Consider the following 25667-nt stretch of genomic DNA (forward strand, 5'->3'; position numbering starts at 1 on the left):
CGACCCGGTGCTGCTCGAACACGAATTCGACCTCGAGCCGCTTCTCGCCGAGTTCGACCGCCGGGGCGTGAGCGTCGAGGCCGTCGTCTGGCACGACCGCAGCGTGGACTGGTCCCGCTACGACCTCGTCGTCATGCGCAGCCCGTGGGACTACTCGCTGCGACTGGCCGAGTTCCTCGAGTGGCTCGGCGCGCTGGACGCCGCTCGCGTACTCAACCCGCCTGCGCTCATCCGCTGGAACCTCGACAAGCGCTACCTGCTCGACCTCGAGGTGCATGCCGTCGCGATTGTGCCGACAACGGTCGCCTCCTCGCTCGCAGAGGTGCGCGCCGCCGCCCGGGCGATTGGTGGTCGCATCGTGATCAAGCCGAACGTGGGCGCTGGCTCGTGGGGCGCGCACATCACCTCGGCAGACGATCCCAAGCTCGACGGCTACGGGGCCGAGCTGCTCGGCGCCGGGAAGCTCGTGCTCGTCGAGCCGGAGATCCCGGAGATCACGGCCGATGGCGAGCGAGGCCTGCTGTTCTTCGACGGTGAGTACTCGCACACCATCACCAAGGGCCGCATCCTGGCCGACGACGGCGGATACGTGGGCGGCGAGTACAGCGAGGACATCCGGCCGGCATGGCCCACGGATGCCGAGATCGAGCTGGCGGCGCAGTGCAGTCGCGCGATCGCGGCCATCGCGGCCGAGTGCGGGTTCGCCAACGCCGCGAGCACGACCCCGCTGTACGCGCGCTACGACATCGTTACAGGCGCGAGTGGCCCTATGGTGATAGAGGCCGAGCTGTTCGAGCCGTCATACTTTGTGGAGACGGCGCCGGGGAGTGTGGAGCGAGTCGTGGGCGCGATGCTGAGGCGGCTCGAACAAGTCGCTCGGTAGCACCGCTGCGTGCCCTCTAGCCCGTCGGCGCGATGCCGCTCCGGGGTATTCTGTTACCGAAGGGGTGAGGTCTTCGGGGGAGGCTGCCATGCGTCACTTTCGGTTCGCGATTTTCGCGGTTGTGTCGGCGTTGCTGGTCTTAGGGTTTGCGCAGAGCGCGCTGGCGCAAAAGACCTGGCAGGTCACGCAGCTCACATCGGCGCCCTACGAGCACGACAACCTAGCCCTCTCGGGCGATCGCGTCGTCTGGCGCGAGCAGACGCCGGGCGGCCCGCTCTGGACGTGGACGCCTACCGAGGCAACCCACACCATCTCCAACGACGACGCGGTCGCCACCGCACCGAGCGTTGACGGCAACCGGGTGGTGTGGACCGGCTACTTTGCAGCGACGGGCTACAGCCAGCGCGTGTGGACGGCCGGGAGCGGAGAGTCCAGCGTCGCGCCTGTGTACTCGTTCGGAGGTGACCCGAACGCACCGAAGATATCTGGCACTCGCGTCGCGTGGGTAGACAGGCCGAACGGGGACTTGATCAGCCATGTGTACTCGCGCGATCTGGATGAGACCAGCGTGACCGTCGTGTCCAACAACACTTGGCCGATCTACGACCCCATTTCCGTATCCGGGAATCGGATCGCTTGGGACTGCTCCACGGACGGCCACTCAAACAACATCTTCACTCGCGTTGTCGGCGACGCTGGACAAAAGCAACTCACCAACCACGCCGGCATCTACGACGCCGCCTACTCACCGGAGGTGTCCGGCGACCGCGTGGTTTGGGTGGACAACGTGGGTGACTGGATCGTGCGGGTGTGGAAGTCGGACGACACGTCGATGGCGGTCGGACCGCTCGCAAATGACGGTTGGCTGGACCCGCACATATCGGGTGAGCGGATCGTCTGGCGCTCGCCGGACGGAAGCGGCGTCGGCCAGGTCACGACGCTGAAGCTCGGCGACTTGGCACCTAGCGTCCTGACCACTGGAGGCACGAGCAACAGCGACCACGCCTACCAGCAGGTTTCTGGCGACCGCGTGGTCTGGCGTGAGTTCGACGGCTCCGTCTACCGCGTGATGACGTGGGCCATGGGCGACTCGAGGCCCACCACGTTGAGTGGCGACTACTCGGCGAACGACCCACAGGTGTCTGGCGATCGCGTCGTGTGGCAGGGTTACGTGGGCGGCTACCAGCAGATCTTCACGGCCGTGCTCGCCGAGCAACCCGTGCCGACGCCGATCGCAACTTCGCTCACCAAGCCTGGGGTTTCGCCGAGCAAGCCCACTCACGGCAAGTACGCCACCTTCACGGCGTATCTGACGCCGAGCGATGCGGGCGTGGCTGGGTCGAAGGGCATGCTGCAGCTCTACCATCAGGAGACCAAGACCGTGCGCAAGAAGGTTGGCGGGAAGTGGCGCAAGGTCAAGGTGAAGTACTGGAGGCTGCGCAAGACCGCGGGCATGACGGGCGCCAGCGCGTCGGGCGGCCGCTGGCAACTCAGCGCGCGTGTGAAGCTCGCGTACAAGGGCAGCTGGAAGGCGACGGTCACGGCGACGGCTGCTGGGAACTACCTCCTGCCGGCCCTCAAGACACTGACATTTTCTGCGAAGTAGATAGCCGCGCTCAGACGCGGATGTCCAGACGTCTTGACTCGAGCGCATCGGTCGACTTGCCGAGGATTCACCACCGCGCGGTTGCGAGAAGCTCGCGGGCGGGGAGCACTACCGCGTGTGGCAGGGTGACTACCGCGTCATCTACACCGTCGAGGACGAGCGCCTCATGGTGCGGGTGGTAGAGGTAGGCCACAGGCGCGATGTGTACCGGCGGCTGTAAGCGGGAGCCATCGTCAGGACAGCGCACCTCCCAAACGCGCCGGCGTAGCGCCGTCGTGCGCCGACGCGCTCCGCGAGCTAGCGCTGCGGCCGGCGGTAACGATCAGCCATATGCCGACGACCAGCTCGAACGGCGCATACGGCAGTCCGGGAAGGACGCCCAGGCTCAGACCCCGATCCCACAGGGTGAGCAGTATGGACACCAGCAGCGGCAGTACCGTCACGAAGCCCCAGCCGGCCAGCCAGTGAGGAACCAGCTCGGACTGGTAGAGCAGGGAGTACCAGAGCAGCGCGCCAAGGCAGAAGAAGAGCATGCTCGCCGTGAAGGCATCTTGGTACAGGCTGAACGCGAGCGTCGCGGCTGCCGCAAGCGAGGGAGTGGCCGCGCCGCCGGCGACCTGGGCCCCCAGCGCCGCGAGCGCGTACAGGCCCAGACCGCTAGCCGCAAGCATCGCCACCTCCGCGAGCCACAATGCTCCTGCGGCGAGCGCGCGAGGGCGATCGAGGTCGCCGAGCGCTGCGAACAGCAGCGCGGTGAGCGCAGCGATTCCCGCGCCGGTCAACAACTCCATCAGGCCAGCCGCACGAACCATGGTGAGGTTGCCCGTGGCCGCGGGCAGCGCGCCGCTGGCACCCGCAGCCACCACCTTCGCCGACAGCACCGCTGCAGCCACACTCGTGATGAACTGCGCCACGAACGCCGCGCCCAACCACCTGGTGGTGCGAGTGTCGGACTTCATCTCGAAGCCCCCCTTTCGCGTGCGCCGGAGCTACCCGACGTCGCGCATCATCTGTTCGATCGACTCGACCGACGAGCGGATCGCCGCGATGTCGGCCTGCATGCTGGCCTGCGCCTCGCGCGTCTCCGTGGCGAGCTTGGTGTATTCGGCGTTGAGCTCTTTGACCTGCTCGCCGTCGCGGGACTTGATCTCAGCCATCTGGATTTCGTGCTTGCGCCGCGAGGGCTCGCTGAACGCAATGATCGCCGCAAACGCGAGCATCACCACAAGAAACGCCATGGGCCATCCGAGTGTCATCGCTTTCCCCTTCCTTCGGCTCCGCCGTCTGGGCTGAGGGTCTTCGCAGCTTGGCTGATCCGCTCGGGAGTCAGGTGCTCGTCGAAGTCCGCAACCGTGTAGTAGCGAAGCGCTTTGCCGTCTTCCGAGACCTCGTGGCGTCCCACGACGAGTCCCGCCTTTTCCAGCGTTTGCAGGTGCATGTGGAGGAGCGGACGACCGATGCCCAGCTCTCGGGCCAACTCGCTGACGTAGCTCTCCTTGGAGCTCAGCGCGGCCAAAATGCGTAGCCGATGAGGGCTCGCCAGTGCGTTGAGCATCTGCAGAAGCTGATCGCCTGTCCGGTCGTCCGTCATGTTCCTCCTTCACGTGTCAGCTAATACTGACATGTAACAGGATGGGGTGTCAATAGGCCTCAAAGGAGAAGGTCCGCCTCGATTGGGCCGCTTCTTGAACGTGTCCTGGGCGAGATGCGGCGATCAGCAACCCACATATCCATGGAGTCTGTATACTTGCGGACGATAGGGGGGGGTGAGACGGTTGGTACCGCTGTCGGATCTCGAATCGCCGCAGGACCATACCCGAGAGTTGGTCGGCTTGATTCTCGACAACTTCTCGGATACGCACGATGTAGCCATCGGAATTGTCGAGAAGGACGGCGACGCGGTCTTCTCTGACCGTGCGGAGACCTACTTCTCACCACTGTGCAAGCTGCTTCGAAAGTACCCGCGTCTATGGGCGCTGTGCGAGGAAGATCATCGGCGCAGAGGAGCCGGGGACGCCCCGCAAGGCCCCGGGATGTGTCACTGCGGCCTGAACAACTATGCGATGCCGATAGTGGTTGACGCCGTTCGTCAGGGCGTGCTGCTGTGTGGTCAGAGACGGCCCACGCGGTCGGGTGCCGACGAATCGGAAGCCGCGCTCGAGGCGTTCTTGGATTCGCAACAACTGAGGCCGTCTGTGGCGGGCAAGTTGCGGGCGGCCTATATCGCCACCGACACCGCAGATGAAACTCGCCTTGAGGGGCTCGGGCGCGAGCTAGCGAATACGTGTCAGCGCGTCTGCCAAGTCTACTATGAGCGTCGGGAAGTTGATCGCCGCTCCGCAGAGCTCACGCGGCGAACCGAGCTAACCATGCACGAGATTCAGCTCTGCAATGCCGCCGTATTATCTGCGGCTGAAGAGCTCCGCCGCTTCGTAGCACTTGGCGATAGAGCTAGCGCATACGAAATCGCGCGGGTCCTCCCAGACCAACTGGAGTACTTGGGAATGGTCGCCACGAATCTCCTCTGGTTGTCGGCTCCCCATATCTCGACGATCGTGACCGAGGACATTCGCAACCCGTTGGACGATGCCTGTCGGCTGATGGAATGGTACGCATCCCAAGAGGGCGTGGAGGTACGGCGAGTTGAACTAAGAGCCCGGACACTTGTGCCGTTCTCGCACGACCACATATCGCTCGTCTTTCGAAATCTCCTACACAACGCAATCAAGTACTCGTATCGCGGTAACGAGGCCCAAGGCCGCGATCGATATGTGCGCGTTGTGACCGATGCGGACACGCGCAGTGATCGCTGTCGCGTGTCTTTCCAGAATTTCGGCATCGGGATTGACCAGGAGGAGCTCGCGCGGGTCTTTGACCGACATGTCAGGGGCGCGAACACGAAAGACGAGCACCGGTCTGGCCAGGGTATCGGGCTTGCGATTTCGGATGAAATCATCCGGCAGCACGGTGGGAGGATCAGGGCAACATGCCGCAAATTGGCGCACGGCGGTCCGTCACTGGTCGAGGTGAGCGTTTACCTCCCCTATAGCCGAAGCGAAATTGAAGAGAACCTGATGAATCTAACGATGGATGAGAACGCCGGCAGACTGGGGGGATAGCAGTGCCACAACTTCTTTGGATTGAAGACGATGCCCGGCAGCTGAAGCATTACGTTGCTCCGTTGGAGCGCGCCGGGTGGGCGATCAGCATAGCGGGCTCGGCAAAGGAAGCGTTCGAAGCCCTAGATGCGATAGAGAGCTACGACGTCGTGCTACTCGACTTATTGTTGCCTTCGAAACTCCCCGAGTACGTGGAATACGACCACCCCGGGATTGCGATTTTGGAACACGTGCGTCGCGATCTAGACAGTCGGATTCCCGTCGTTGTGTTCACCGTCGTGTGGACTCCGGGTGAGCTCGACAAGGTCCAAGCTTTGGGCGTGAACGCGATTCTCAGCAAGCCAGTAGTGCAAAGGCGTCTCATGCAGGCGGTGTATGACGCCATTGGGGAGGAACTCCCGGAACCTGAGAAGCTGCCGGCGGAGGTGCCGGATGATTGGCGCTAGCTCCTTGGTCGACACGGGCGGGCCGACGCCAATACTCGGAGCCGCGGCTCAGGCGATGGGCCTAAACCTGACGCTCCTGACCGTCTTGCTGGTCGGGACGGTGTTGGGAATTCTGTTGCAGGCGGTGCTGTTGTCTCTCTGGCGCTTGGCCGTCCCCCAGATTACCAAGACCATCGCTGGGGTTAGGTACTCGAAGGCGAACTCGGTGGTTGAAGGCGCCCACGTGACCGAAGAGGAAAGGACATCGATCCAGGAGTCGCATTTGGCGTACGCCGCCGCGAAGGCGGCCGCGGGAGACTCCACGGGCGCGGCGGAGATGCGGCAGCTCCTGCCAAAGGTGTCACGGGAGCTGTCTGATGACACCATTGCAACGATGGTGAAGAAGGCCTCGAAGCACTCCCCGAGTACGGACGTATTTCAGGACTTCATGTGGGTTGTTTGTTCGGAAATGTCTCGTCGCCGCCAATGCGAGGAGTAGCCGCCCTACGATAGGCCGGGATCGCACTTGGCGCGGATAAGATATTGACACCGTTGCCGCGGCTCAGTAGGTGTGGGGGCGGACTCACCCGTGCTGGGGATGTCAGTCGACAACGAAACCCAGCTCCATTCCTGCGGCGAATGAATCGGGCCAGACCGATCGTCTTCGGCCAACTAAGGGCCCGGGTGGCCGAGTAGTACAGGCAGCTTTCCAAGGAGGCGCAATGCCGCACTTCAAGGGACTGCCCGCGCCGGAGACGGTGCGGCTAGACGGCCGTCTCGAAGATGGCGAGATTCGGATCATGCACCTGTCGGAGGACCAATGGCAGGACATATCTCTCGAACATGCCATCTACCTGCTCAACGCCTACGTGGATCCCGGAGTTCTTCGCAGACTCGCGGCGAGACGCAAACAAGACCCGGGAGTTGTCTTCCTGAACCTCGTCCCCACTGGTGCGACCTACACCGGGAATTTTGGCGAGGTATTCGTCTACGCCCTGTTCGAAGATCAATACGGTGCGGATGTTCCCTGCGTGAAGCTTCGTCTCCGCCTCACCGCGAATCAGGCGCTGACCGGGACCGATGTCATAGCTGTGTCGATGCAGGGTCCGACGCCCGCGGAGGACGACCATCTTTACGTCTCGGAGGTAAAGACCCGATCTGGCTCGGTGAAGAAGACCATAGTCCGAGAGGCTGTGAACGGAGTTCTTGCGGACATGCACAGCCGACTTGCGGAGTCACTGCTATTCCAAGAGAAGCTGCTCGAGGAGTCTGGCGATTCGGCGGGAGCGGAGCGGCTGTGGAGGTTTGAGGATCCGGTGAACTTCCCGTATGAGACAACTTGTATGGCTGTGGTGCTTCACGATTCGGACCGCTGGAAGGACGAGTTCTTGAACGAGCTACCACGGCGACACGACACAGGCGTGGAGGTTGTCGTGCTGGTTGTCCGGGTTAAGTGCCTTCGCGACTGGATTGACGCGGTCCACGCCGTCGCGGCAGCGCAGGCCGATGTCTGATGGCCGAAGTCAGTCGGTTGTTCCGCAGGCAAGCTAGCCAAATGACCGCTCACGGGTTGTTAGCTGACTTCGGCCGGTTGAGCGAGGCCGGGGTCAGCTTCACGTACAGAGAAGGTGATTTGTTCGTCAGCGCGTTCACGGCCGCGATTCAGGGTGCGCAGGCCGGGTCGTACCTCGAAGACAAGGGCACTGCACTCATGCTGGCGCGCACTCTAGAGGAGTTCGTGACTCACCCGGCACTCACAGTCTCACCTCTGACAGCATCCCTTGCCGCCGGCACGATGTACTGGCTCGCTGATCACAGCGCGAACGCCTGCGTCGTGGGACGGCAAGTCACCGGCCCGGCCCATTCGGAAGGCGTTGCGCCACCGGTGCTACTCCTGCACGACCTGCTGACGCGCAACCCAGAATTGCTCAGCAGGAGCGACGGCATAACGGTGGCGCTACGCGATTATCTCTTGGGTGGGGGAGCCGAGAACATCGCAGCCGCCCTGCGGGCCAGCCGTGATGCCAAGCGAGAGTCCCTCAAGTCGGGCGACCCATCTAGCTATGTGGCCTCCGTGATGATGGCGAGCGTTCTTGAGGCGCTGAAGCGTTCGAGTTTGTGGGCTTTCGTGGACAGCGACTACACGTCGGCGGGTCACGAGGCATGGGCTGACTACTGCCGCGCTCAACTCGATGCTGGGCGCCCGCTGATTGACCTGTGGCCCTCCCAGCAACGCGCTGTCGAGGCAGGACTCCTTGATGGCAAGTCGAGTCTCGTGCTGCAAATGCCGACGAGCGCGGGCAAGACCCGTGTGGCCGAGCTCGCGATCTGGAACGATCTGAAGAGCGATTCCTCGGCCAAAGCTTTGTACGTCGCCCCCTTCCGAGCGCTCGTTGGGGAGGTCGAACAGGAAATCGGTGCGAGACTCTCCGCACTCGGGATTCCTGTGGCTTCACTTTATGGGGGATCCGAGGCGAACGAGCTTGATGTCTTGCTTACGAGCTCGGCACGGCTCGTGGTCGCAACGCCCGAAAAGGCCGCAGCTGTCGCGCGCGGCGGAGCGCTTCCCATGGAACGATTCTCTCTCGTTGTACTGGACGAGGGCCACCTACTCGACAGTCTCAGCCGCGGTGCTCGGTACGAGTTTCAGCTCGCGGGCCTCCTGCGGGCCGTTGGTGGCGAGCAGCGCACGCTATTCCTATCCGCGGTTCTTCCGAATGCGGATGTCATCGCCGGATGGCTAGCGGGAGGTGCCGATGCCCTGGCCAAGTCGGGTTGGTCCCCGAGCCAGACCCGGGTCTGGTCCCTGACCTGGTCGAAGGATAGGGACGCCAGGCTTGACCGATGGGTGAACGGCAAGCCCAGTAGCCTCTTTGTACCGCGGTTCTTCGGGTATCGGGACGCTGGGACAAGGGGCGGCGTGCCGTCACGCGAGGCGTTGGAGGTCGCAGTCGCGACCGGTGTAAGGTTCGCACACCGGGGACCCGTGCTCGTGTATACGAACCGTCCGGATTGGGCCGAGTCGGGGTCAAGGAAATTCGTTGACGCTGTGAAGGCGAAGAGGATCAGTACCGAGGCCCTGGTTGATGATGCGAACAGGGATAGCCTCGAGGCGCTGGCGGAGTATGCCGAGATGATTCTTGGTGGGGAAGCGCCGCTTGCCGCTGCTATTCGACACGGTGTCGCATACCACCATGGGCGGCTGCCCCAACCCCTTAGGCTTGCCATCGAGCACGCGTATCGGCAGAGACAGTTGAGGCTGTTGATTGTCACAAGCACCCTGGCCCAAGGCGTGAACTTGCCAGCCAAGGCAGTGATTGTGCATTCCCTTCCAATTTCCGCGGCTGCAGTCAGGGATTTCTGGAATCTTGCGGGCAGGGCTGGGCGCGGCATGGAAGACACCGTCGGCGACGTCGTGGTGCTAACACTCACCTCGGCTGCGGAGCGCAGGCTCCCGAGAATGCTCAACAAGGCGAATATCGAACCGGTCCACAGCGTCGTTCTTAGCCTGGTGACACACCTCCTTGAGATCGGGGGCGATGTATCGGCCAGTACGCTGGCTGTGCTGTTGGAACAAAGCCCAGAGTGGCTGGACACAGTACAGGCCGTTGACTCTGCTCTGCTCGAATACTGCGCTGAGGACTGGGAAACCAGAGTCGCAGGCGAACTCGACGAGTTCGTGTCGAGCCTATTCGCCGCCCACGAGTCGGCGAATCAACCCGAGGCGAGCGAGGCGCTTCAGGCCTTTTGTAGGAGCCGTAAACTGTCGGTCGTGGCGAGAGTCGATTCTGGTGTCGCGCAGAAGATTGTAAGAATGGGTTTGTCCGTCGGTTCAGGGCTCTCAATAGTCGACGCGGGACCCGACCTTCTCGACTTGGCGGAACACGAACCGGAGGCGAGTGAGTCAGCTCTGACGAAGCTGCTGGAGACGCTGCCGGACGTAGCCGAGTGGACAGACGACAACCGCCCACTGGTCGCCTCGATTGCTTGGACCTGGATGAGTACCGGCAGCTATAAGGCGGTGTACGACCTGGACCAGAGCTTCTTTCGCCAGGACGTCGGCCATGCGGTCGAGTACATCACGAACACGGTCGGCTACCGTCTTGCTTGGGTGTTGAGCGGCGCCCTCGTATCGCTCGAAGATGCAGACGGTTCAATGGCGCATGTACCTGATTGGATTCGCTCGCTGCCCGCGATGTTGTTCTACGGGGTGAACTCCCGCGCTCTTGTCTGGGCGATGTCGCTGGGTCTGTCTGACAGGCGGGTTGCAGAAGATGTTCTCGGCCAGTACTCCGCTGGCGTTGGGCGCGGGCCGCAGACGTTTCGGGAGCTGGCCGACTGGATCCTTGGCAATCAAGAGGCGATCATCGCCGCCGTTACTGACAACTGGCCAAGCTACTTTGGTTGGGCCCTGTCCGGTGCACTGAAGCGCTACGCGACACTTCGCATTGGCGACAGCGTCGAATGGTAGTGACAAGCAGTCTGCGATAATGCCCTTGTCCCTCGCCTCCGCACTGAAAGGCTTCTCCCATGATCCCTCGCTACTCCCGCCCGGAAATGGCCCGCATCTGGGAGCTCGAGAACAAGTTCGCGATCTGGCGCGACATCGAGGTGCTCGCGTGCGAGGCGCAGGCCGACCTCGGCGAGGTGGGCATCACTCGCGCTGAGGCCGCGCACATCCGCGACACGGCCGCCTTCGAGGTCTCGCGCATCGACGACATCGAGCGCATCACCAACCACGACGTCATCGCGTTCCTCACCAACATGGCCGAGCACATCGACGCCGGCCTGCCCGAGGACGCTCCCAAGCCCAGCCGCTGGGTGCACTACGGCATGACCTCGAGCGACCTCGGCGACACGGCGCTCTGCTTCCAGATGACGCAGGCGTTCGACATCCTGATCGCCGACGTCCGCCGCCTCGGCGCGATCTGCAAGCGCCGCTCGCTGGAGACGCGCGACATGCTCTGCGTCGGCCGCACGCACGGCATCCACGCCGAGCCGATGACGATGGGCATGAAGTTCGGCCGCTGGGCGTTCTCGATGAAGCGCGCCGAGACCCGGCTGCTCGTCGCCCGCGGCCAGATCGCCGTCGGCGCCATCAGCGGCGCCGTTGGTAGCTACAGCAACATCGACCCGGCCGTCGAGGAGTACGTCTGCAAGAAGCTCGGCCTGACCCCCGAGCCGCTCTCGACGCAGGTCATCCCGCGCGACCGCCACGCGCAGTGCCTCGCAGCCATGGCTGTCGTCGCCGCCGAGGCCGAGGAGATCGCAACCGAGGTCCGCGCACTGCAGAAGAGCGACACCCTCGAAGCCGAGGAGCCGTTCGCCAAGGGCCAGAAGGGGTCCTCGGCGATGCCGCACAAGCGCAACCCCATCACCGCCGAACGCGTGTGCGGCCTGGCGCGCGTCATCAAGGCCAACGCGCAGGTGGGCTTCGACAACGTCGCACTCTGGCACGAGCGCGACATCAGCCACAGCTCGGCCGAGCGAGTCGTGCTCGCCGACTCGACGATCGCGCTCGACTACATCCTCGGCAAGCTCGAGTGGATCCTCGACGGACTGGTCCTCTATCCCGAGAAGATGAAGGCCAACCTCGAGGAGACGCGTGGCCTGATCTACTCCAGCCGCGTGCTGCTCTACCTGGTCGATGGCGGCATCACCCGCGAGGATGCCTACGCGATCGTGCAGGCCAACGCGATGGTGGTCTGGGACGACATCCAGCAGGCCCGCAAGGGACCGACCTACCGGCAGCTGCTTGAAGCCGACTCCGACTGCACGCTCACGAGCGCGCAGCTCGACGAGGTCTTCGACCCCTGGGCGTTCCTGAGCCGAGTGGGCGTGCTGTTCGAGCGGGTCGAGGCGCTGGAGTTCTAGCACCGCCCTGCCCCTCCCCATGCATTCTGAGAGCGCTGCGTAGTACTATATGCGCCGTGGGCGTTCTGTGAACAACTCTTAAGGAGAGCCAGTGAAAGCTCCGACGAGCGCGCGAACGCTGCGCACCGCCTGTATCGCCACACTCTTGGCCATGATCGTGTTGCTCGGCGGGTTTGCGAGCGCCTCGGCTTACGCGGCCACCGTCCAGGGCAACGTATTCTCTTCGTCTGAGGGTCAGGGCATTCCGTATGCCGAGGTTGAGATCTGGCGCCAGGACGCTGGCACGTGGGGAGTCGAAGACCTGGCCACCTGCGATGCCGACGGCGCGTGGAGCTACGACACCACCGATACGTCGCCCGTGCGCGTTCGTGCCTACGACCCCACCGCCGGGCACAAGCCGGCGTGGTTCGGCGGGACGTCGGTTCAGAGCGCAACGGATGTCATCCCCAGCGACACGCCCGACGACACCAACATGACGCTGCCGTTCGTCAAGGGCGGCACGCTGGGCGGCTGGGCTGGCGACTCCAACAGCGGCTATCCGATCGACAAGATTCGCGTGACCGCATGGCTTGTCGGCGTGACGAATCCTGTCGTGCACCAGACCACCACCGCTGACGATGGCGTGTTCAGCCTGCCCAACCTGCCGGCGGGCAGCTACATCGTGCGCTTCGACGACCCCACGCTCACTTGGGACACCCAGTACGCGTTCTTCGCTGATGTTCAGGCTGACGCCACTCCGTTCGAGATCGACGGCCCGGGCAGTTACTTCTGCGACGGCTTTCTCTCGCGCCACGTGAGCGCGCTGACCCTCACACCCACGGCCGCGTCGTCGGATAGCACGCTGTCCCCGGCGGTCGGCGGCACCATCACGCTCGAGACCACATGCACCGACGCCAACCTTGGCGGCGCACTGCGCAGTGGGATGCCGGTGCAGCTCTACGCCTCGCCGGACGGCGCCGCGTGGACACCGCAAGCGAATCCGGTGACAAGCCCATCCGTGGGCCGCTACCGCACGTCGATCGCTATCACGTCAGTTGGCAAGATCTACTACAAGTTCGCGGTACCCGCCGCCGACTATCGGGCCTACGTGGAGTCCGACCCGTGCTTGGTCATCAGGCGCGGTCCGACCTACTGGTCGACTGACCTCTCGGTGGTTCCCGGACAGCCCACGAACCCGGGGCCCGGTGATGCCACGGCCATCACGGCCAAGCTGGTCACGGGCGACGGCGCTCCAGCGGCCGGCCGAGTGGTTCGCGTGCAGGCGAGCCCGTGGAACGGCTGATTGTGGGACGCCGGGTTCGTTTACAGATATATGGGCGGCGGCGTCTACCGCGCCGATCTCACGCCGGCGCGCTCGCTGAGCTACCGGTTCGTGACGGTTGGCACGCGCGCGGAGCCCGCGGTGACCTCATCTGAGTTGTTCGTGCCGTGCGCTGGCGTCTACAACCTGTGGACCGACTACGGTGCCGGGCCTCACTTCATCGTCAACTGGTACGAGAACTACGGCCATTCCAGTACGGCGAGCGCCTACTCGACCCAGATCAGCACCACGGACACTCCCACGGTCTACGTGCTCACGTCGCCTGATGGAGTGAATTTCACCAGGGCCAACCTGCCCATCGTCCGCTCCGTGATCACGGCCCCGGGCGGCCATCCGGCCGTCAAGTATACGGCGCAGATCCCCAGCGTAACTGCGCTTCGCTTCTATAGCTTTGTGATGGCCAGCAACGGCACGACCGGCGTCTGCGAGCCGACCTTCGTCGGCCCCAACGCATGGCTCGGCGCCATCACGGCAAAGGCGACCGTCTCGGCGAGCCGCGCGTTTACGGTGTCCGGCTCGATCAAGCCGCATATCGCCGCGGGCTACAAGACCGTGACGCTGCGCTGCGTGCGCTCGGGTAGCTCGAAGACCAAGTTCTTCACGGCGATGGTCTATGACTCGGGCGCATTCAGCGTCTACCGGGCCTCCATCAAGCTGCCCAGAGGCACGTGGCGCATCTACCCGCACGTGGCGTCCGGCTCCAAGTACGGTGGGGTGGTGGGCGGTTGGGCGAACGCGTGGGGCGATTCGCAACAGCTGATCTTCAAGAAGGTGGTCGTCCGATGAAGAAGACCTCGCTCAAAGCGCTTCTACTCACTGCGCTCGTCGCCGCGTTCGTGCTTGCGGGCGCGACCGGCGCGTATGCCGCGACCATCCGCGGGCTCGTGCGCGACGGCTACTTCAGCACGCCGCTGTCCGGCATCCAAGTCACGCTCGTAGAGGCGGCCAACGCTGACTCGGTGGTGTCGTCCACCACAACCGGGCCCGACGGCCGCTACCAGTTCTCCAGCGTCGCGGACTCGACGTACTATTTGTACTTCTCAGACCCCAACGGCGCCTACTGGCCCATGTGGTTCGACGCTGAGGAAACCTTCGACATGGCCGACCCCATCGACGTCTCGGGCTCGGATGTCTTTCTGGCCAACGCCGATCTCTCGGGCGTCCACGTCAAGATCCAGTCGCGGCTCTCGACGGCCACGGTGAGTGCCGACAGCTCCGACGTGCCTCTTCTCGGCGATGCAGTGACGATCGACACGACCGCCACCGACGTGCTCTGGGGAGACACGAACGCAGGCCAACGCGTGGTGGTGCAGACGTCGTCCAACCGCATCACTTGGACGACGATCGGTCCCGCAGACGACTACGGCGACGGCACCTACCACTACGGATTCACGCCCACCACCACCGACGTTCGCTACATCCGCTTCGCAATCGGCGAGGCGTCCGACTCGGTTGCGACCACCTCGCCGAGCGTGCGCATCGCGCCTCGGATGTGGCCGACTCGCTGGGAGGGTGCGACGCTCGATGGTACGAGCACCGCAAGCCTTGTCGCCCCCGTGGGCGCGCCCGTGCGCATCCGCGCGCGGCTGTTCGACCAGAACGAGGCGCCCATGACCGGCGCGAACGTGATCGTGCAGATGTCCTCGGACGGCGTGAACTGGCACGATGGGCCAGCTGCCAGCGCGGCGGCGACCCTCACCGGCCAGTACGAGACTACCGGAATCGCAGGGTTGTGGAGCTTCTACCGCTTCTACTACCAGGGCGTCGGCTACAACCAGCCCAAGGCGTCCGGAGCGGTGACGATCACGTCGCCGTGGCACCTGATCGCGACCGCGCCAACACGCCTCAAGGCGAACAAGAAGACCTTCATCCAAGGCAGCGTCACACCGGTGCTTCCGGCCGGCGTGCGGCCGCTCGTCACGGTCCAGTGGCACGTCCGCGGCAAGTGGCGCACCTACAAGACGTACTGGCCGACGACATCGGTGGGTCAGGCGACGTTCTTCTACAAGCGACTTGCCTTCCCCAAGGGCGACTTTCGCTGGAAGGTGTCGCTGCCGGGAGACGCGTACCGTTTCGCGACGTCGACCGTCTACGCACCGATCAAGGTTCGATGACGTAGACGCCGCGGCGCCTTACTCGTCGTCCTCCATGCGCTCGACCCACTTCGCACGCCACTTCGGCGCGTCGTAGACCGGTGCGAAGTAGGCGTCGTTGCGCACGATCTTGCCGCCGCGCGTCTCGGCGGTCATGACGATGTACCAGTCGCTGCCGTCGGGGTAGCGCGTGAGCACGGCGCCGTTTGCTTTGTTGCCGGAGCCCTCGGTCTTGACCATCGTGAACATCGGCGTCATCAGGTAGTGCTCCTCGGAGTTCTCCGTGATGCGCGCGCTCTCCATGTGCGTGCCGAGCGAACCACCCGGGTAGTTCGTCATGATCGCGATCATGTTCTTCAGTCCGCGGACTCGCTCGCGGGACTGCGGCCACTCGGCGACGACGTTCTCGTCCAAGACCTCGGCGGCATCGCTGAAGTTGCCGGTCTGGATCATCTTGAGCCACCGGGTCATGAGTTCCTTGGCGCTGGGTTCGTGCCCCGCCGAGTCCGTCATCGCTTGCCTCCCTTGAGCGGCGGCGCGTCGGCCGCCTGAAGCATATTCGCGTACTCCTCGCTCACGTACTTGTTCAGCGACGCCATCTCGTGCGCCGAGAACACCCGGCGCTTGAGCAGCCCGACCGCGACGTCGTGGGCCTCGAGCAGCGCCGCGAGCGCCGTCTTGCGAACCGGCTCGGGCACCTCAGTCTCCTCGGCAGCCTGCTTGTACCCTCCGTGGCCGAGGTAGGCGATCACCAGCGCCTGAAGCTCGGGCGCCGGCAGCCAGGTCGAGAGCTCGGGCAGCAGCCGCTCGTACGCCGACGAGCTCACCTCGCCGAACACCCCGTACTCGTGAGCGATGAAGATGCACAGTCGGTTGGCCGCGAGCTCGAAGTAGACGGCGCGACCGGCGTCACGGCCCTGGCGGTCGTGCGCCTTCTTCTGGATGAAGAGGCCGACCAGCAGCCAGCCGATCACGCCGACGATCGCACCAGAGATGCCGATGAGGAACTGCGTCACTGCCGCACCCTCCATGCCTCGCGCCGCATCGCGGCGCCCCACAGGCTACCTTCCCTGACGGCGGCGGCCATACGCGCGAGGCGGGCGCTGCGCGGCCGAACCGCAACGGCCGCCGTGACCCACATCAGTCGGCCACCAGTGTTGGAGTCGCCTCACGTTAAGTTCATCCCGACGTCACATTGCTCTCATCGCCCGCTCACGACGCAGCGCCAGACTGTGAGGCAGCCGGTCTTCCACGGAGGTGTCTCATGCAAGCACCCACGATCCTGCGATATGCCGTGTCGACCAGCCGGACCGGACGCGTGCTAGTTCTGATGAGTCGCAATGGAGTCGTCGACGTGGTTCTCGTCTCGGACCGCACGACTCCCAGAGACTGGACCGAGCTGCTGGCGGCGAGATTCCCCGATACGCGATTCATCCTCGACGACGGAGAGCGCGGCTCGTGGGCAGCGGCCGTGGTCGCTCGGCTCGATGGCGCACAGGACAACCTGGTCGTCCCAATCGATCTCGCGTGGCGGTCGCTGCCTGCGGCCGCGCATTTTTCGTCCGCAGGCGCGGTAAGGTAGTGGCGACACCCATCGAATGAGGATGCCGACATGACCGATGCACCATCCAACGACCCCCTGCACGGAGTCACGCTCGAGACCATCCTGCGTAAGCTCGTGCACAAGTACGGGTGGGACGGGCTGGCCAAGCGAGTCAACATCAACTGCTTCAAGAGCGACCCGAGCATCAACTCCTCGCTGAAGTTCCTGCGCAAGACGCCCTGGGCGCGCAAGGAAGTCGAGGACCTCTACGTCAACTCCAAGTTCTGGACCCGCGACGAGTAGCCCCATCCTCGCGAGACTCATGACCCGTGGCGCACAATACGAGCATGCGAGTTCACTGGGCCATCGGTGCGAGTGCTCTAATCGTCGTCCTTCTCCTCGGGACCACTTCTGCTGCCCTCGCGGCGCCCGCCCCACACCTCGTGTTTGCCGATGAGTTCGAGCACGGCTTGGACCCGGCGACTTGGGTGCAGCTCACGCCATGGAACACCACCTACTCGACTGGCGAGCTGGAGAGCTATCGCCCGGACAACGTCGCCGTGGCTGGTGGCGAGCTTCGCTTGGCGTCGCGCAAGGACTCGAGCGGCGCACCCTACACATCGGGAATCGTCACGAGTCTTGCTCGTGACCGGTTCTCCTACGGCTACTTCGAGATTCGAGCCACGCTGCCCAAGGGGCGCGGCATCTTCCCGGCGTTCTGGTTGACCAACGGCGACAGCCTCGAGATCGACGCCATGGAGATGCTCGGCGACGTACCTTCCCGGGAGTACATGACGCTGCACCAGCACAATCAGGTGGTCTTCCAGCGCGCGGTAGACGGGCCCGATCTCTCCGAGGGGTACCACACGTTCGGGGTCGACTGGCAGCCCACGTACGTCCGCTGGTACGTCGACGGCCAACTGCGCGCGGAGTACGCGCATCCAGTCCCGCACGACCCGCTTTGGATCTGCTTGGACACGGCGATCGGCGGGAAGTGGGCGGGTGCGCCGGACGCCTCCACCCACTTCCCGCAGTACTTCGACATCGACTACGTTCGCGTGTGGAACCAGATGCCGCACGATGCGGCACAAGTCGCGTCTGCCTTGGCGAACTACGCTGCGACCGCGCAGGCCGCAGCGCTGTCGTCGCGCTACGGGCAGATGCTTGCTGAGCCGAGCATCGAGTCCGCGCAAACGGTGCTGTTCTATCCGGGCCTGCGGTCGCCGCGCTACGTCAGGGGCGCGCGGGCCTGGGAGGCGGCATCTAACTAGGGGCTCTTGGATTGTGGCTTCCCCGCGCTACTCGTGAGGTCGGGGCCGGCTCGCGCTGGGTAGGGCCTATTCCGTGGTGGGCGTCCGCTTGCTCGACCCTGAACTTCCCGGCATCCCGGTGACGCCTGGCGGCGGCATCTGCGGCCTGATTGTGCCTGGATCGTACTTCGGCAGAGGCGAGCCGATCGCGGCAGGCGTCATGGCGCAGCTCGGCGCGCACTGGTTGCATCCCACGCACAGTTCAGTGTTGACCACCGGCACTTCCACCGGAGGACCGCCGCGGCGGCTCGGCAGATTCGCAGGTCGCTCGACGCCCACGAGAGCTCCCGAGATCGGGCACGTGCTCTGGCACTGCATGCAGGCGTGGTTGTTGGCCCACGCGCGGCAACGCGTCTTGTCGATCTCGGCGCGCACGCCCAGGCCAAGCGCGATTCGCTCGGACTGCGTCGGGGTGTGGATGGCATCGGTGGGGCAGGGCACAGCGCAACGGTTGCAGTTCATGGTGCAATGCGCCGGGCGCTCGTCGAGCATCGGTGTCCAAGGGCCGGCCTCTGTGGCAAACGATACGCTGGGGCGCAGGCTCCCGGTCGGGCACGCGCTGTAGCAGGCGCCGCAGCGCACGCACAGCTCGGCGAGTCTGGCCGGGGTTGTCGACGGCGGCCGAAGGATGTCGGCGTCCGCTCGCTCAATCGGCAGGACCACCGCCACCACCCCGAGCCCCGTGGCGCCCACGGCGATCAAGGCATCGCGTCGGGCTGGCTGGTAGGCTGGCGCGAGCAGCTTGGGCGGTGCAGCGCCAAACGCGTTGGCGCCGGCAGGGCAGGCATCGAGGCAGCGTAGGCAAACGATGCACTCAGCCGAACTCGATTCGAAGCCGCCCTTGCGCGCGATTGCATCGGTCGGGCACGCCTTGGCGCAACGGGCGCACCCGGTGCACGTCTCGGCATCGACGACCCGGCGCACCCCCGGCAGTTTCGACAGCACGCCGAGCAACCCACCGAGCGGACACACGTCGCGGCACCATGCACGGTGCTCGGCGAGGCTCAGGGCGATGACCAAAACGAGTGGGATGAGCGAGAGAAACGCGACGGTGTGTACGGCGCCCCGGCCCAGCGTGGCGCCGATACCCAGACCCACAGCGTCGTTGCCCACGAAGGGCCGCGCCAGCTCCTGTAGGGGGCGGGCGATGATGGTGACCGGGTCGAGAATCATGGGCCCCAGGTTACCGACGATTGCGGCGCCCAGAACCACGGCGAGCGTCACGTACTTGCCCAGCCGCCAGCGAGGAGAGATCTTGCTGCGCAGCAGCGCTGGAAGAGGGGCGAGCTCGATCAGGGTGCCGAGCGGACAGATCCATCCGCACCAGACTCTGCCGAGCGCGATCGACAGCACGACGGTGAGCAGCGCAGCGGCCCAAAACGCGATGAAAGCGCGCGAGGCGAGCGCAGCCGAGAGGCCAACCAGTGGGTCGAGGCGCGAAAAGAGGCTCGAGAACGCCCACGAGCTACCCAGCCCCAGTCCGCCGATGGTGAGGCCGACGAAGGCTACGAGGAGGACAATCTGCACGATGCGCCGAAGGCGCGACCAAGACATGGTCATCCAAGCCAAATCGGGCTGCTGTCGGTTTGCCGGTACCGAGAAGGTGCGCCCGTTCGCCTCCTGCCGACGGCTCAAAATACCACACACGGTATTCGAGCCGAAGGTGTCCGCACTCTCGTCCCAGCGCTAAGCGTGCCACCGGCGTCGGCACCGTCGGTGGCTTGGCCCTGAGGGGTAGCGGATTGCCTAGAGGCCTGCGAGCAGCCCTACGACGTCGACCTCGCACGCCGCCGTCAGTACGAGCATGACCTTGTCGGCGCCATCGGCCGAGGTCGCGAAGACCTGACCGACGTTGATGTTATGTTCGGCCAGCCTGCGGGAGATGGCGGCAAGCTCGCCGGGCTGATTGGGGACCTCGGCGACCACCACGGACTGCATGTCCATCTCGCCGCCGAGGTGAGCCAGCGCCTCGTACGCGAGTTTGTTGTTGCTGGTGATCATGAGGAACTCGCCCTTGTCGCCCTTGTCGTAGGCGCCGATAGCCAGGATGTTCACGCCAGCTTTGCTCAGCGCCTCGGTGACGTCGGCGAGCAGGCCCACGCGCGTGGGCGCCTTGAACATGACTTCGTTGCGAATCTCGACCTCGGCCATGTGGAACCTCCCGGAATCACGGTTGCGTGAGAGGTTCATACCGCCCGGGACCCCGTGCGAACCGAGCGGCTACCACATCCGCCGATGCTCGGCCGCCGCGCGGACGACCTCGGCGATGCGCCGGGTGCGGGTCTCGGCGCGCTTGGCATCGGAGATCCAGCGAAACGTGAGCTTGCGCTGGCCCGGCGGCAACTCGTCCCAGTAGCACTGGGCATCGGGGTTGGCAGCGAGAGCGGCGGCTAGCTCCTCGGGCATCACGCCTTCCTCGACGCGGTCGATTGAGGTCCACGAGCCGTTGGCCTTGGCGATCTCGACGGCTGCAAGCCCGGCGGGCGTCATGCGCCCCTCGGCGATCAGGCGCTCGACGCGAGCCTTGTTGGTGCGCGCCCACGTGCTGGTGGGCTTGCGCGGCACGAACATCACCGTGTAGCGGTCGTCGTCGAGCCGGCCCGCGGTGCTGTCGATCCACCCAAACGCCAGCGCCTCCTCGACCGCATCGTCGTAGGTGAGCGAGGTCGCCGAGCCACCTTTCTTGCCGATGGCCAGTCGCACGCCCGCCGAGACGGCGTGGTTCGCTTCGAGCCACGAGTGCAGCGCGGCGCGGTCGGCGACTTCCAGCAGCGGTAGCGGGTCGCGCTTGGCGCTCATGAGGGCGCGACCTCCCGACCGACGAAGCGTGCGTAGCGCTGCTGCTCGGCCGCGACGCCGGCAAGCTCGGTGGCATACAGCTCGCGAAACGCGCTCACCTCGAAGCTCACGGTTTGCGGCTTGAGCGTACGTCTCCACACGCCAACAGCCTGGCCGTCGATCACGACCGTGGCCGCGAGCATCCCGTTGGAGGCGACTCGCGAGCCGTACTGCTCCAGGTGCTCTCCAAGCTGGTGGCTGCGTCCCACGTAGCCGAGCATGTACTCGTCGAAGCCGGGAATCAGGTGGACGCTGGGTGTGCGACCGCACGCACGCGAACCGCGCTTCGCACGCGCCCCGCTCGCCTTGGCGATCTCGGGCGCGAACCAGTAGCGCTCGCCGTCGTGCTCGGCGCTCACCAGGCCGTCCTCGACCGACGCAAGCGCCGCTTCGGCCTCACGCTTGGGGATGTCGCACCAGCGCGCGAGGTCGGCGACGGTGGCCGGCCCGTGCCCCGCGAAGTAGCGCGCCGCCAGCAGCGCCAGCGCCTGCCCTCGGGGCGCCTCGGGCGACAGGAGGCTGTTCTCTGCGGGGACCCACTCGGCGAGGAGGCGAAACGTCTGCTGCTTGGCCTCCATCGGGCCGACGACGAGTAGACCCTCCTGGGCGAGGCGCCACAGGATGTGGTAGCCGCGCTGGCCGGTGGTCGCGATGCCGCCGGCTTCGAGCAGCGCCATTGCGTCGGGGCGCGTGAGCCGCCGGTTACCCGTCAACGCCGCGCGGAACAGCCCCCGGGCACGCTCGAACGTGGGCTCGTCGAGCTCGAGGTCGCGCTCGCGCTTGGCCGCGCGCGCAAGGATGCGCGGAGTGAGCAGCGGCAACAGCCAGTGCACGTCCTCGGCGGCGAGGAAATGCAGCGTGCCACGCATCGGCCACGAGCGCACGATCGAGCCGTCCGTGAGAGCGGCTTCGACGTCGGCGAGCGCCGATCCCGGCAGGCGCAGCCCCAGCGCCCAGACGGCGCCAGCGTAGTCCTGCGCCTGCATCGCGAGCAGGTGCGAGACCACGTCGCAGGGCGAAGTCGCCGAGCTGCTCTCGACCAGCTGCGCGCGCAGGCGCATACGTAGGATGTCGTCGGTGTTCATGTGCAATAGGATGACACGCCCAATCCCTGCGCGGCACTTCTCGGCACTGCCGCGGGGGCGTGGCTCGGGCATAATCGACCTAGACGACAACCATCGAGGAGGTCTTCGTATGAGCGACGACACCGCCGCCGAGATCAAGCCTGAGCCGCAGCCCGAGCCCGAGCCCACCGAGCCTGGGGTAGGGGCCGGCATGCCCGAAGCCGAGCCACCCGCCGAGGCCGCAGCTGAAGCGTCCGCAGCGTCGTCAGCGTCGTCAGCCCCCACGGCCGCGGAGGCGTGGGAGCAGGTCGTGCGCAAGCTGAGCGAGCTGAGCGACGCCATCGCTGTCTGGGCCAAGGCTGCTGCCGACACCCCCGAGAACCGCAAGCACGTCGACGACGTCCGCGCAGGCATCAACGACGTGGCGCGCCAGGCCAACGAGGCGTTCGCGAGCGTCTCGGGCAGCGACTTCGGCCGCCAGTTCGCTCAGGGTGCCGACCAGATGGGGACGGCGATCGGCGAGACCGCGACCGAGTTCGGAGCTGCCGCTGCACCGCACGTCGCCAGCGCGTTCGCCGGGCTGGCCGACGTCTTCGGCCGTGCCGCGCAGAAGGTGGGGGAGAGCGTCTCCCCGCCGAGAAGCCCCGACCCCGGCGCTCGCCCCGCACCCGAGCCGCCGACGACGACCGCGACGCCGATGCCGCCGTCGGAGCCCGATGCGGCCGCGCCCGCTGCGACCGACGAGGATGCGCCGGAGTAGCCCGCCGCAGCCCCGACTTGACGCGAACGCGGAAAGCCCGACAGGCTCAACACCCGTCGGGCTTTCGTCACTCCGGGTGCCGCTGCCGTCAGCGGCCATGTCCACCGCGGGTTGCGCATTGGTACGAATCGTACTATTCTGCTGGAAGCAGTTAGTACGAACCGTACCAAGAGGCGCCGCAATCGAGCGGTCGCCTCGGCGAAAGAGGTCGTTCATGCCCACCATCACCAACGCATCCGCCAAGGAGCTCTTCGTCCTCGGGCGGCTGTCGTCCCGGCCAACCCACGGCCACGAGATCATGCGCACGCTGGCGGCGTCTCGCTCCGACCTGTGGGTCGAGCTCTCGGAGAAGCACGTCTACTACGTTCTGAACAAGCTCGAGCGCGATGGTTTCGTAGCCGTCGAGGTCCAGCGCGAGGGAGCGCGACCGGCCCGCAAGGTGTTCTCGATCACGCCGGCTGGTCGCGCCGAGTTCGCCCGCCTCATGACCGCCGAGTCGCTGGTCGAGTCGATGGCATACTCCGAGTTTGATGTCGTTTTCGGGATGCTGGCGTACACCGAGGCTCTCTCACCCGCCGAGAAGACGGCGGTTCTACAGCGGCGGGCCGACTACCTGCGGCGTCTGATCGCCGAGACCGCCGAAGCGCGTGCCGCAGCACAGGCCGCCGGGGCTGCCGGTCTGCCCGCCCGCATCTTCGACAAGCTCGAGCGCGTCACCCAGGCCGAGCTCGACTGGCTCGGCGAGGTGCTCGACGACGTCGCTCGCGATGGATGGGTGAACGATCGCCCGGCAGCTGGCGACCACGAAGGTGTGACGAGATGAGCCCGACTCTGATCGGCGCCGTTGCCGCGATACTCACAGCTGCCGTCATCTACACGATCGCTGTGTTCTCCGAGCGGAGCTCGGGAGTTCTTAAGCCATGGCATCTGGCGCTCTTCTGGCTTGGGCTAGTGTTCGACACGACCGGAACAACGCTGATGAGCGACATCGCCGGCGGCTTCAGGCTCAACATCCACGGCATCCTCGGCGTCAGCGCGATCGTGCTGATGCTCGGCCATGCGCTGTGGGCGACGATCGCCATCACGTTCAAGCAAGAGGGCGTGCTCAGGAAGTTCCACACCTTCAGCGTGCACGTGTGGGGGCTGTGGATGATCTCGCTGGTCAGCGGCATGGTCCTGGCGATGTCGCAGATTGTCGGGAAGTAGCTTCGCGCCGCAGTCGGGGCGGGGCCGGGGGCCAGCCGCGGTCGACCGTTAGTCGCCGAGCATCTCCTGCAGGTAGCTCGTCGCCTTCTGGCTGCTGTCCGGCGCGATTGCTACAGCCACGCCGGACGCGCCGTTCTCGCGCAGCCACCGCAGCGCACCTGCCACGCACGCGGCTGTCGACGAGCCGCCGAGCAGCGCCTCATCGGCGTGAAGCGCGCGGGCGCAGCCAAGGGCCTGGGCGTCGTCGACGTAGACGATCTCGTCGATGACGCTGCGGTCCAGGATGGCGGGCACAGCGGTCTCGGTGAGGTTCTTCAGGCCGCTGATGTGGTGACCGGCGACTGGCTCGATGCCGATGACGCGGATGCTCGGGTCGCGCTCCTTTAAGAAGCGTCCGACGCCACTGATCGTGCCGCCCGTTCCGATGCCGGCGAAGAAGTAGCGCACCGTTCCAGCCGACTGTGCCCAGATCTCCGGGCCGGTCGACTCGTAGTGAGCGCGCAGGTTGTCCGGGTTGTCATACTGGTTGGGCATCACGTAACGCGAATCGGCCGCGAGCATCTCAAGCGCCAGATCCATGGCGACATCCATCGGGTGACGCCCGGCGGGTGCGTCGGCCGGCGTCGGAACGACGGTCGCGCCGAAGGCTCGCAGCAGCACTGACTTCTCGGCGGGCATGGAGCGTGGGACCACAGCGGTCATCGGTCGGCCAGTTAGTGCGCACAGCGCCGCGAGCGCGATTCCGGTGTTGCCGCTTGTGGGTTCGAGCACGGTCTTGCCGTCGAGTTCGCCGCGCCGCTCCATCCCGGCGAGCATCCACTTCGCCGCGCGGTCCTTGACCGAGCCGAACGGGTTGACCCACTCCAGCTTCAGCGCCAGCTCCACGCCGTCCGGCGCGATGCGCTGCAGGCGCGCGAGGGGCGTGGGGTCATCGGCGTCGCCGATCATGTCGGCGAGGCTTGCGAAGCGGGCGCGTTGCGGCTCGCTCACAGCCAGTGCACCTCGCCACTCGCGAGCTGGTAGGCTGCGCCTGCGACGACCGGCACCGCGTCGCCGGAGCCGTTCTCGACGAACCACTCGCGCAGCTCCGAGACCGACTCGAGCACGTGCTGGTCGACCGCCTCGCGAAGCGAGGAGTCGGGGCTGACGTGGATGTGGTCGGTTATGGGCGCGAGCCACTTGGGCGCGTCACCCTCGCGCGCGGCGCTCACGGCCCCGCAGTCCTCATGGCCGAGAACCACCACGAGTCGCGTTCCTAAGACGTCGACGGCGTAGCGCACCGATGCGTAGCCCGCCTCGGACATGACGTGTCCGGCGACGCGGATCACGAACAGCTCGCCGGGTCCGACGTCGAACACGACCTCTACCGGCACGCGCGAGTCGCTGCAGCCCACGATCACGGCCCACGGCCGCTGCTCGTGGGCGAGACCTAGGCGTTGGCCCTGCGTGTAGTGAGGCTTCTGGCGGCCCTCGGCGAAGCGCGCGTTGCCTTCGCGCAGCATGCGCACGGCGATGTCGGATGGATAGCTCATGCGTCGATTATCGCAGAACGCGGGCGCAAGCCACGCAGTGCGCAACCCACGCGCATAAGCAGCGGAGTACAATCACGCCATCCTCGACGGTGC

The 25667-nt window shown here is 65.5% G+C and carries 29 protein-coding genes; 18 read left to right on the plus strand and 11 right to left on the minus strand.

Features of this window, described 5'->3' with window-relative positions; translation table 11 throughout:
• The 3 genes from P4L93_09865 to P4L93_09875 all read left to right on the plus strand — a co-directional run.
• On the plus strand, nt 1-883 hold an 883-nt coding region (locus P4L93_09865; GenBank protein ID MDR3687248.1), incomplete at its 5' end, for a hypothetical protein.
• Nucleotides 884-971: 88 nt separating this feature from the next.
• Complete coding sequence (locus P4L93_09870) at nt 972-2489, plus strand: hypothetical protein (GenBank protein MDR3687249.1); 1518 nt, start codon at nt 972-974, stop codon at nt 2487-2489.
• Between the two features lie 46 nt (nt 2490-2535).
• Nucleotides 2536-2709, plus strand: a complete 174-nt coding sequence (locus tag P4L93_09875) for a type II toxin-antitoxin system RelE/ParE family toxin (protein MDR3687250.1) — start codon at nt 2536-2538, stop codon at nt 2707-2709.
• 13 nt (nt 2710-2722) lie between these two features.
• Here the strand turns inward: P4L93_09875 and P4L93_09880 are convergent, their stop codons facing one another.
• From P4L93_09880 to P4L93_09890, 3 genes are read right to left on the minus strand one after another with little or no spacing between them, the layout of a single operon-like run.
• On the minus strand, nt 2723-3448 hold the full coding sequence (locus P4L93_09880; GenBank protein MDR3687251.1) for a DUF4386 domain-containing protein: 726 nt from the start codon (nt 3446-3448) through the stop codon (nt 2723-2725).
• Nucleotides 3449-3478: 30 nt separating this feature from the next.
• A complete protein-coding gene (locus P4L93_09885; protein ID MDR3687252.1) occupies nt 3479-3745 on the minus strand; it encodes a hypothetical protein in 267 nt (88 codons plus the stop codon).
• The gene (locus tag P4L93_09890; GenBank protein ID MDR3687253.1) at nt 3742-4080 is read right to left on the minus strand and encodes a winged helix-turn-helix domain-containing protein; all 339 of its coding nucleotides are present in this window, start codon (nt 4078-4080) and stop codon (nt 3742-3744) included. The genes P4L93_09885 and P4L93_09890 overlap by 4 nt, the downstream gene beginning before the upstream one ends.
• A 184-nt stretch (nt 4081-4264) precedes the next feature.
• Between P4L93_09890 and P4L93_09895 the strand changes: the two genes are divergently transcribed.
• The 9 genes from P4L93_09895 (at nt 4265) to P4L93_09935 (ending at nt 15342) form a co-directional block, all read left to right on the plus strand.
• Nucleotides 4265-5608, plus strand: a complete 1344-nt coding sequence (locus P4L93_09895; protein MDR3687254.1) for a PocR ligand-binding domain-containing protein — start codon at nt 4265-4267, stop codon at nt 5606-5608.
• Between the two features lie 2 nt (nt 5609-5610).
• Entirely contained in the window at nt 5611-6054 is a 444-nt protein-coding gene (locus tag P4L93_09900) for a response regulator (protein ID MDR3687255.1), read from the plus strand.
• 4 nt (nt 6055-6058) lie between these two features.
• Nucleotides 6059-6532, plus strand: a complete 474-nt coding sequence (locus tag P4L93_09905) for a hypothetical protein (protein MDR3687256.1) — start codon at nt 6059-6061, stop codon at nt 6530-6532.
• A gap of 223 nt (nt 6533-6755) precedes the next feature.
• Complete coding sequence (locus P4L93_09910) at nt 6756-7547, plus strand: SAVED domain-containing protein (protein MDR3687257.1); 792 nt, start codon at nt 6756-6758, stop codon at nt 7545-7547.
• Nucleotides 7548-7588: 41 nt separating this feature from the next.
• Nucleotides 7589-10504, plus strand: a complete 2916-nt coding sequence (locus P4L93_09915; protein ID MDR3687258.1) for a DEAD/DEAH box helicase — start codon at nt 7589-7591, stop codon at nt 10502-10504.
• Nucleotides 10505-10563: 59 nt separating this feature from the next.
• Nucleotides 10564-11907, plus strand: coding sequence for an adenylosuccinate lyase (gene purB / locus P4L93_09920; protein ID MDR3687259.1), 1344 nt, complete (start codon nt 10564-10566; stop codon nt 11905-11907).
• 91 nt (nt 11908-11998) lie between these two features.
• Nucleotides 11999-13189 carry a carboxypeptidase-like regulatory domain-containing protein gene (locus P4L93_09925; GenBank protein ID MDR3687260.1) on the plus strand — a complete coding sequence of 397 codons (1191 nt, stop codon included), beginning with the start codon at nt 11999-12001 and terminating at the stop codon, nt 13187-13189.
• Between the two features lie 120 nt (nt 13190-13309).
• Nucleotides 13310-14014 carry a hypothetical protein gene (locus P4L93_09930; protein MDR3687261.1) on the plus strand — a complete coding sequence of 235 codons (705 nt, stop codon included), beginning with the start codon at nt 13310-13312 and terminating at the stop codon, nt 14012-14014.
• Nucleotides 14011-15342: a carboxypeptidase regulatory-like domain-containing protein gene (locus P4L93_09935; GenBank protein ID MDR3687262.1), complete on the plus strand. Its 1332-nt coding sequence runs from the start codon at nt 14011-14013 to the stop codon at nt 15340-15342. The genes P4L93_09930 and P4L93_09935 overlap by 4 nt, the downstream gene beginning before the upstream one ends.
• A gap of 18 nt (nt 15343-15360) precedes the next feature.
• Here P4L93_09935 and P4L93_09940 read toward each other — a convergent pair whose 3' ends face one another.
• A complete protein-coding gene (locus P4L93_09940) occupies nt 15361-15834 on the minus strand; it encodes a hypothetical protein (protein MDR3687263.1) in 474 nt (157 codons plus the stop codon).
• Nucleotides 15831-16379, minus strand: coding sequence for a hypothetical protein (locus P4L93_09945; GenBank protein ID MDR3687264.1), 549 nt, complete (start codon nt 16377-16379; stop codon nt 15831-15833). Before P4L93_09945 ends, P4L93_09940 begins: the two co-directional genes overlap by 4 nt.
• Before the next feature lie 206 nt (nt 16380-16585).
• Here P4L93_09945 and P4L93_09950 point away from each other — a divergent pair, with 206 nt between their 5' ends.
• The 3 genes from P4L93_09950 to P4L93_09960 are packed head-to-tail and all read left to right on the plus strand — an operon-like array spanning nt 16586 to nt 18135.
• Entirely contained in the window at nt 16586-16903 is a 318-nt protein-coding gene (locus P4L93_09950; protein ID MDR3687265.1) for a hypothetical protein, read from the plus strand.
• Between the two features lie 30 nt (nt 16904-16933).
• Nucleotides 16934-17167, plus strand: coding sequence for a VF530 family protein (locus P4L93_09955; protein ID MDR3687266.1), 234 nt, complete (start codon nt 16934-16936; stop codon nt 17165-17167).
• Nucleotides 17168-17211: 44 nt separating this feature from the next.
• The gene (locus tag P4L93_09960) at nt 17212-18135 is read left to right on the plus strand and encodes a glycoside hydrolase family 16 protein (protein MDR3687267.1); all 924 of its coding nucleotides are present in this window, start codon (nt 17212-17214) and stop codon (nt 18133-18135) included.
• A 66-nt stretch (nt 18136-18201) separates the two neighbouring features.
• Here P4L93_09960 and P4L93_09965 read toward each other — a convergent pair whose 3' ends face one another.
• The 4 genes from P4L93_09965 to P4L93_09980 all read right to left on the minus strand — a co-directional run bounded on the left by P4L93_09965 (nt 18202) and on the right by P4L93_09980 (nt 22169).
• Nucleotides 18202-19728, minus strand: coding sequence for a 4Fe-4S binding protein (locus P4L93_09965; protein ID MDR3687268.1), 1527 nt, complete (start codon nt 19726-19728; stop codon nt 18202-18204).
• A gap of 192 nt (nt 19729-19920) precedes the next feature.
• Nucleotides 19921-20325, minus strand: a complete 405-nt coding sequence (locus P4L93_09970; protein MDR3687269.1) for an ACT domain-containing protein — start codon at nt 20323-20325, stop codon at nt 19921-19923.
• Between the two features lie 69 nt (nt 20326-20394).
• Nucleotides 20395-20973 carry a YdeI/OmpD-associated family protein gene (locus P4L93_09975; GenBank protein ID MDR3687270.1) on the minus strand — a complete coding sequence of 193 codons (579 nt, stop codon included), beginning with the start codon at nt 20971-20973 and terminating at the stop codon, nt 20395-20397.
• Nucleotides 20970-22169 (minus strand): winged helix DNA-binding domain-containing protein, encoded by a 1200-nt coding sequence (locus P4L93_09980; protein MDR3687271.1) that lies wholly within the window; start codon nt 22167-22169, stop codon nt 20970-20972. The genes P4L93_09975 and P4L93_09980 overlap by 4 nt, the downstream gene beginning before the upstream one ends.
• A gap of 37 nt (nt 22170-22206) precedes the next feature.
• On the opposite strand from P4L93_09980, the gene P4L93_09985 reads away from it, so the two are divergent.
• From P4L93_09985 to P4L93_09995, 3 genes are all read left to right on the plus strand, one after another.
• Nucleotides 22207-22836, plus strand: a complete 630-nt coding sequence (locus P4L93_09985) for a hypothetical protein (GenBank protein ID MDR3687272.1) — start codon at nt 22207-22209, stop codon at nt 22834-22836.
• Nucleotides 22837-23050: 214 nt separating this feature from the next.
• On the plus strand, nt 23051-23659 hold the full coding sequence (locus tag P4L93_09990) for a PadR family transcriptional regulator (GenBank protein ID MDR3687273.1): 609 nt from the start codon (nt 23051-23053) through the stop codon (nt 23657-23659).
• Nucleotides 23656-24042, plus strand: coding sequence for an HsmA family protein (locus tag P4L93_09995; protein ID MDR3687274.1), 387 nt, complete (start codon nt 23656-23658; stop codon nt 24040-24042). Before P4L93_09990 ends, P4L93_09995 begins: the two co-directional genes overlap by 4 nt.
• Nucleotides 24043-24090: 48 nt before the next feature.
• Here P4L93_09995 and P4L93_10000 read toward each other — a convergent pair whose 3' ends face one another.
• Complete coding sequence (locus P4L93_10000) at nt 24091-25032, minus strand: cysteine synthase family protein (GenBank protein ID MDR3687275.1); 942 nt, start codon at nt 25030-25032, stop codon at nt 24091-24093.
• On the minus strand, nt 25029-25574 hold the full coding sequence (locus P4L93_10005; protein MDR3687276.1) for a carbonic anhydrase: 546 nt from the start codon (nt 25572-25574) through the stop codon (nt 25029-25031). The genes P4L93_10000 and P4L93_10005 overlap by 4 nt, the downstream gene beginning before the upstream one ends.
• Nucleotides 25575-25667: the final 93 nt, after the last annotated feature.

The sequence above is a fragment of the Coriobacteriia bacterium genome (genome assembly GCA_031292615.1).
Taxonomy (GTDB): domain Bacteria; phylum Actinomycetota; class Coriobacteriia; order Anaerosomatales; family JAAXUF01; genus JARLGT01.

Coding starts and splice junctions, on each gene's coding strand:
- P4L93_09870 (MDR3687249.1), top strand. CDS start 972: ATGCGTCACTTTCGGTTCGCGATTTTCGCGGTTGTGTCGGCGTTGCTG.
- P4L93_09880 (MDR3687251.1), bottom strand. CDS start 3,448: ATGAAGTCCGACACTCGCACCACCAGGTGGTTGGGCGCGGCGTTCGTG.
- P4L93_09885 (MDR3687252.1), bottom strand. CDS start 3,745: ATGACACTCGGATGGCCCATGGCGTTTCTTGTGGTGATGCTCGCGTTT.
- P4L93_09890 (MDR3687253.1), bottom strand. CDS start 4,080: ATGACGGACGACCGGACAGGCGATCAGCTTCTGCAGATGCTCAACGCA.
- P4L93_09910 (MDR3687257.1), top strand. CDS start 6,756: ATGCCGCACTTCAAGGGACTGCCCGCGCCGGAGACGGTGCGGCTAGAC.
- P4L93_09915 (MDR3687258.1), top strand. CDS start 7,589: ATGACCGCTCACGGGTTGTTAGCTGACTTCGGCCGGTTGAGCGAGGCC.
- purB (MDR3687259.1), top strand. CDS start 10,564: ATGATCCCTCGCTACTCCCGCCCGGAAATGGCCCGCATCTGGGAGCTC.
- P4L93_09935 (MDR3687262.1), top strand. CDS start 14,011: ATGAAGAAGACCTCGCTCAAAGCGCTTCTACTCACTGCGCTCGTCGCC.
- P4L93_09940 (MDR3687263.1), bottom strand. CDS start 15,834: ATGACGGACTCGGCGGGGCACGAACCCAGCGCCAAGGAACTCATGACC.
- P4L93_09950 (MDR3687265.1), top strand. CDS start 16,586: ATGCAAGCACCCACGATCCTGCGATATGCCGTGTCGACCAGCCGGACC.
- P4L93_09955 (MDR3687266.1), top strand. CDS start 16,934: ATGACCGATGCACCATCCAACGACCCCCTGCACGGAGTCACGCTCGAG.
- P4L93_09960 (MDR3687267.1), top strand. CDS start 17,212: ATGCGAGTTCACTGGGCCATCGGTGCGAGTGCTCTAATCGTCGTCCTT.
- P4L93_09965 (MDR3687268.1), bottom strand. CDS start 19,728: ATGTCTTGGTCGCGCCTTCGGCGCATCGTGCAGATTGTCCTCCTCGTA.
- P4L93_09970 (MDR3687269.1), bottom strand. CDS start 20,325: ATGGCCGAGGTCGAGATTCGCAACGAAGTCATGTTCAAGGCGCCCACG.
- P4L93_09975 (MDR3687270.1), bottom strand. CDS start 20,973: ATGAGCGCCAAGCGCGACCCGCTACCGCTGCTGGAAGTCGCCGACCGC.
- P4L93_09980 (MDR3687271.1), bottom strand. CDS start 22,169: ATGCCCGAGCCACGCCCCCGCGGCAGTGCCGAGAAGTGCCGCGCAGGG.
- P4L93_09985 (MDR3687272.1), top strand. CDS start 22,207: ATGAGCGACGACACCGCCGCCGAGATCAAGCCTGAGCCGCAGCCCGAG.
- P4L93_09990 (MDR3687273.1), top strand. CDS start 23,051: ATGCCCACCATCACCAACGCATCCGCCAAGGAGCTCTTCGTCCTCGGG.
- P4L93_09995 (MDR3687274.1), top strand. CDS start 23,656: ATGAGCCCGACTCTGATCGGCGCCGTTGCCGCGATACTCACAGCTGCC.
- P4L93_10005 (MDR3687276.1), bottom strand. CDS start 25,574: ATGAGCTATCCATCCGACATCGCCGTGCGCATGCTGCGCGAAGGCAAC.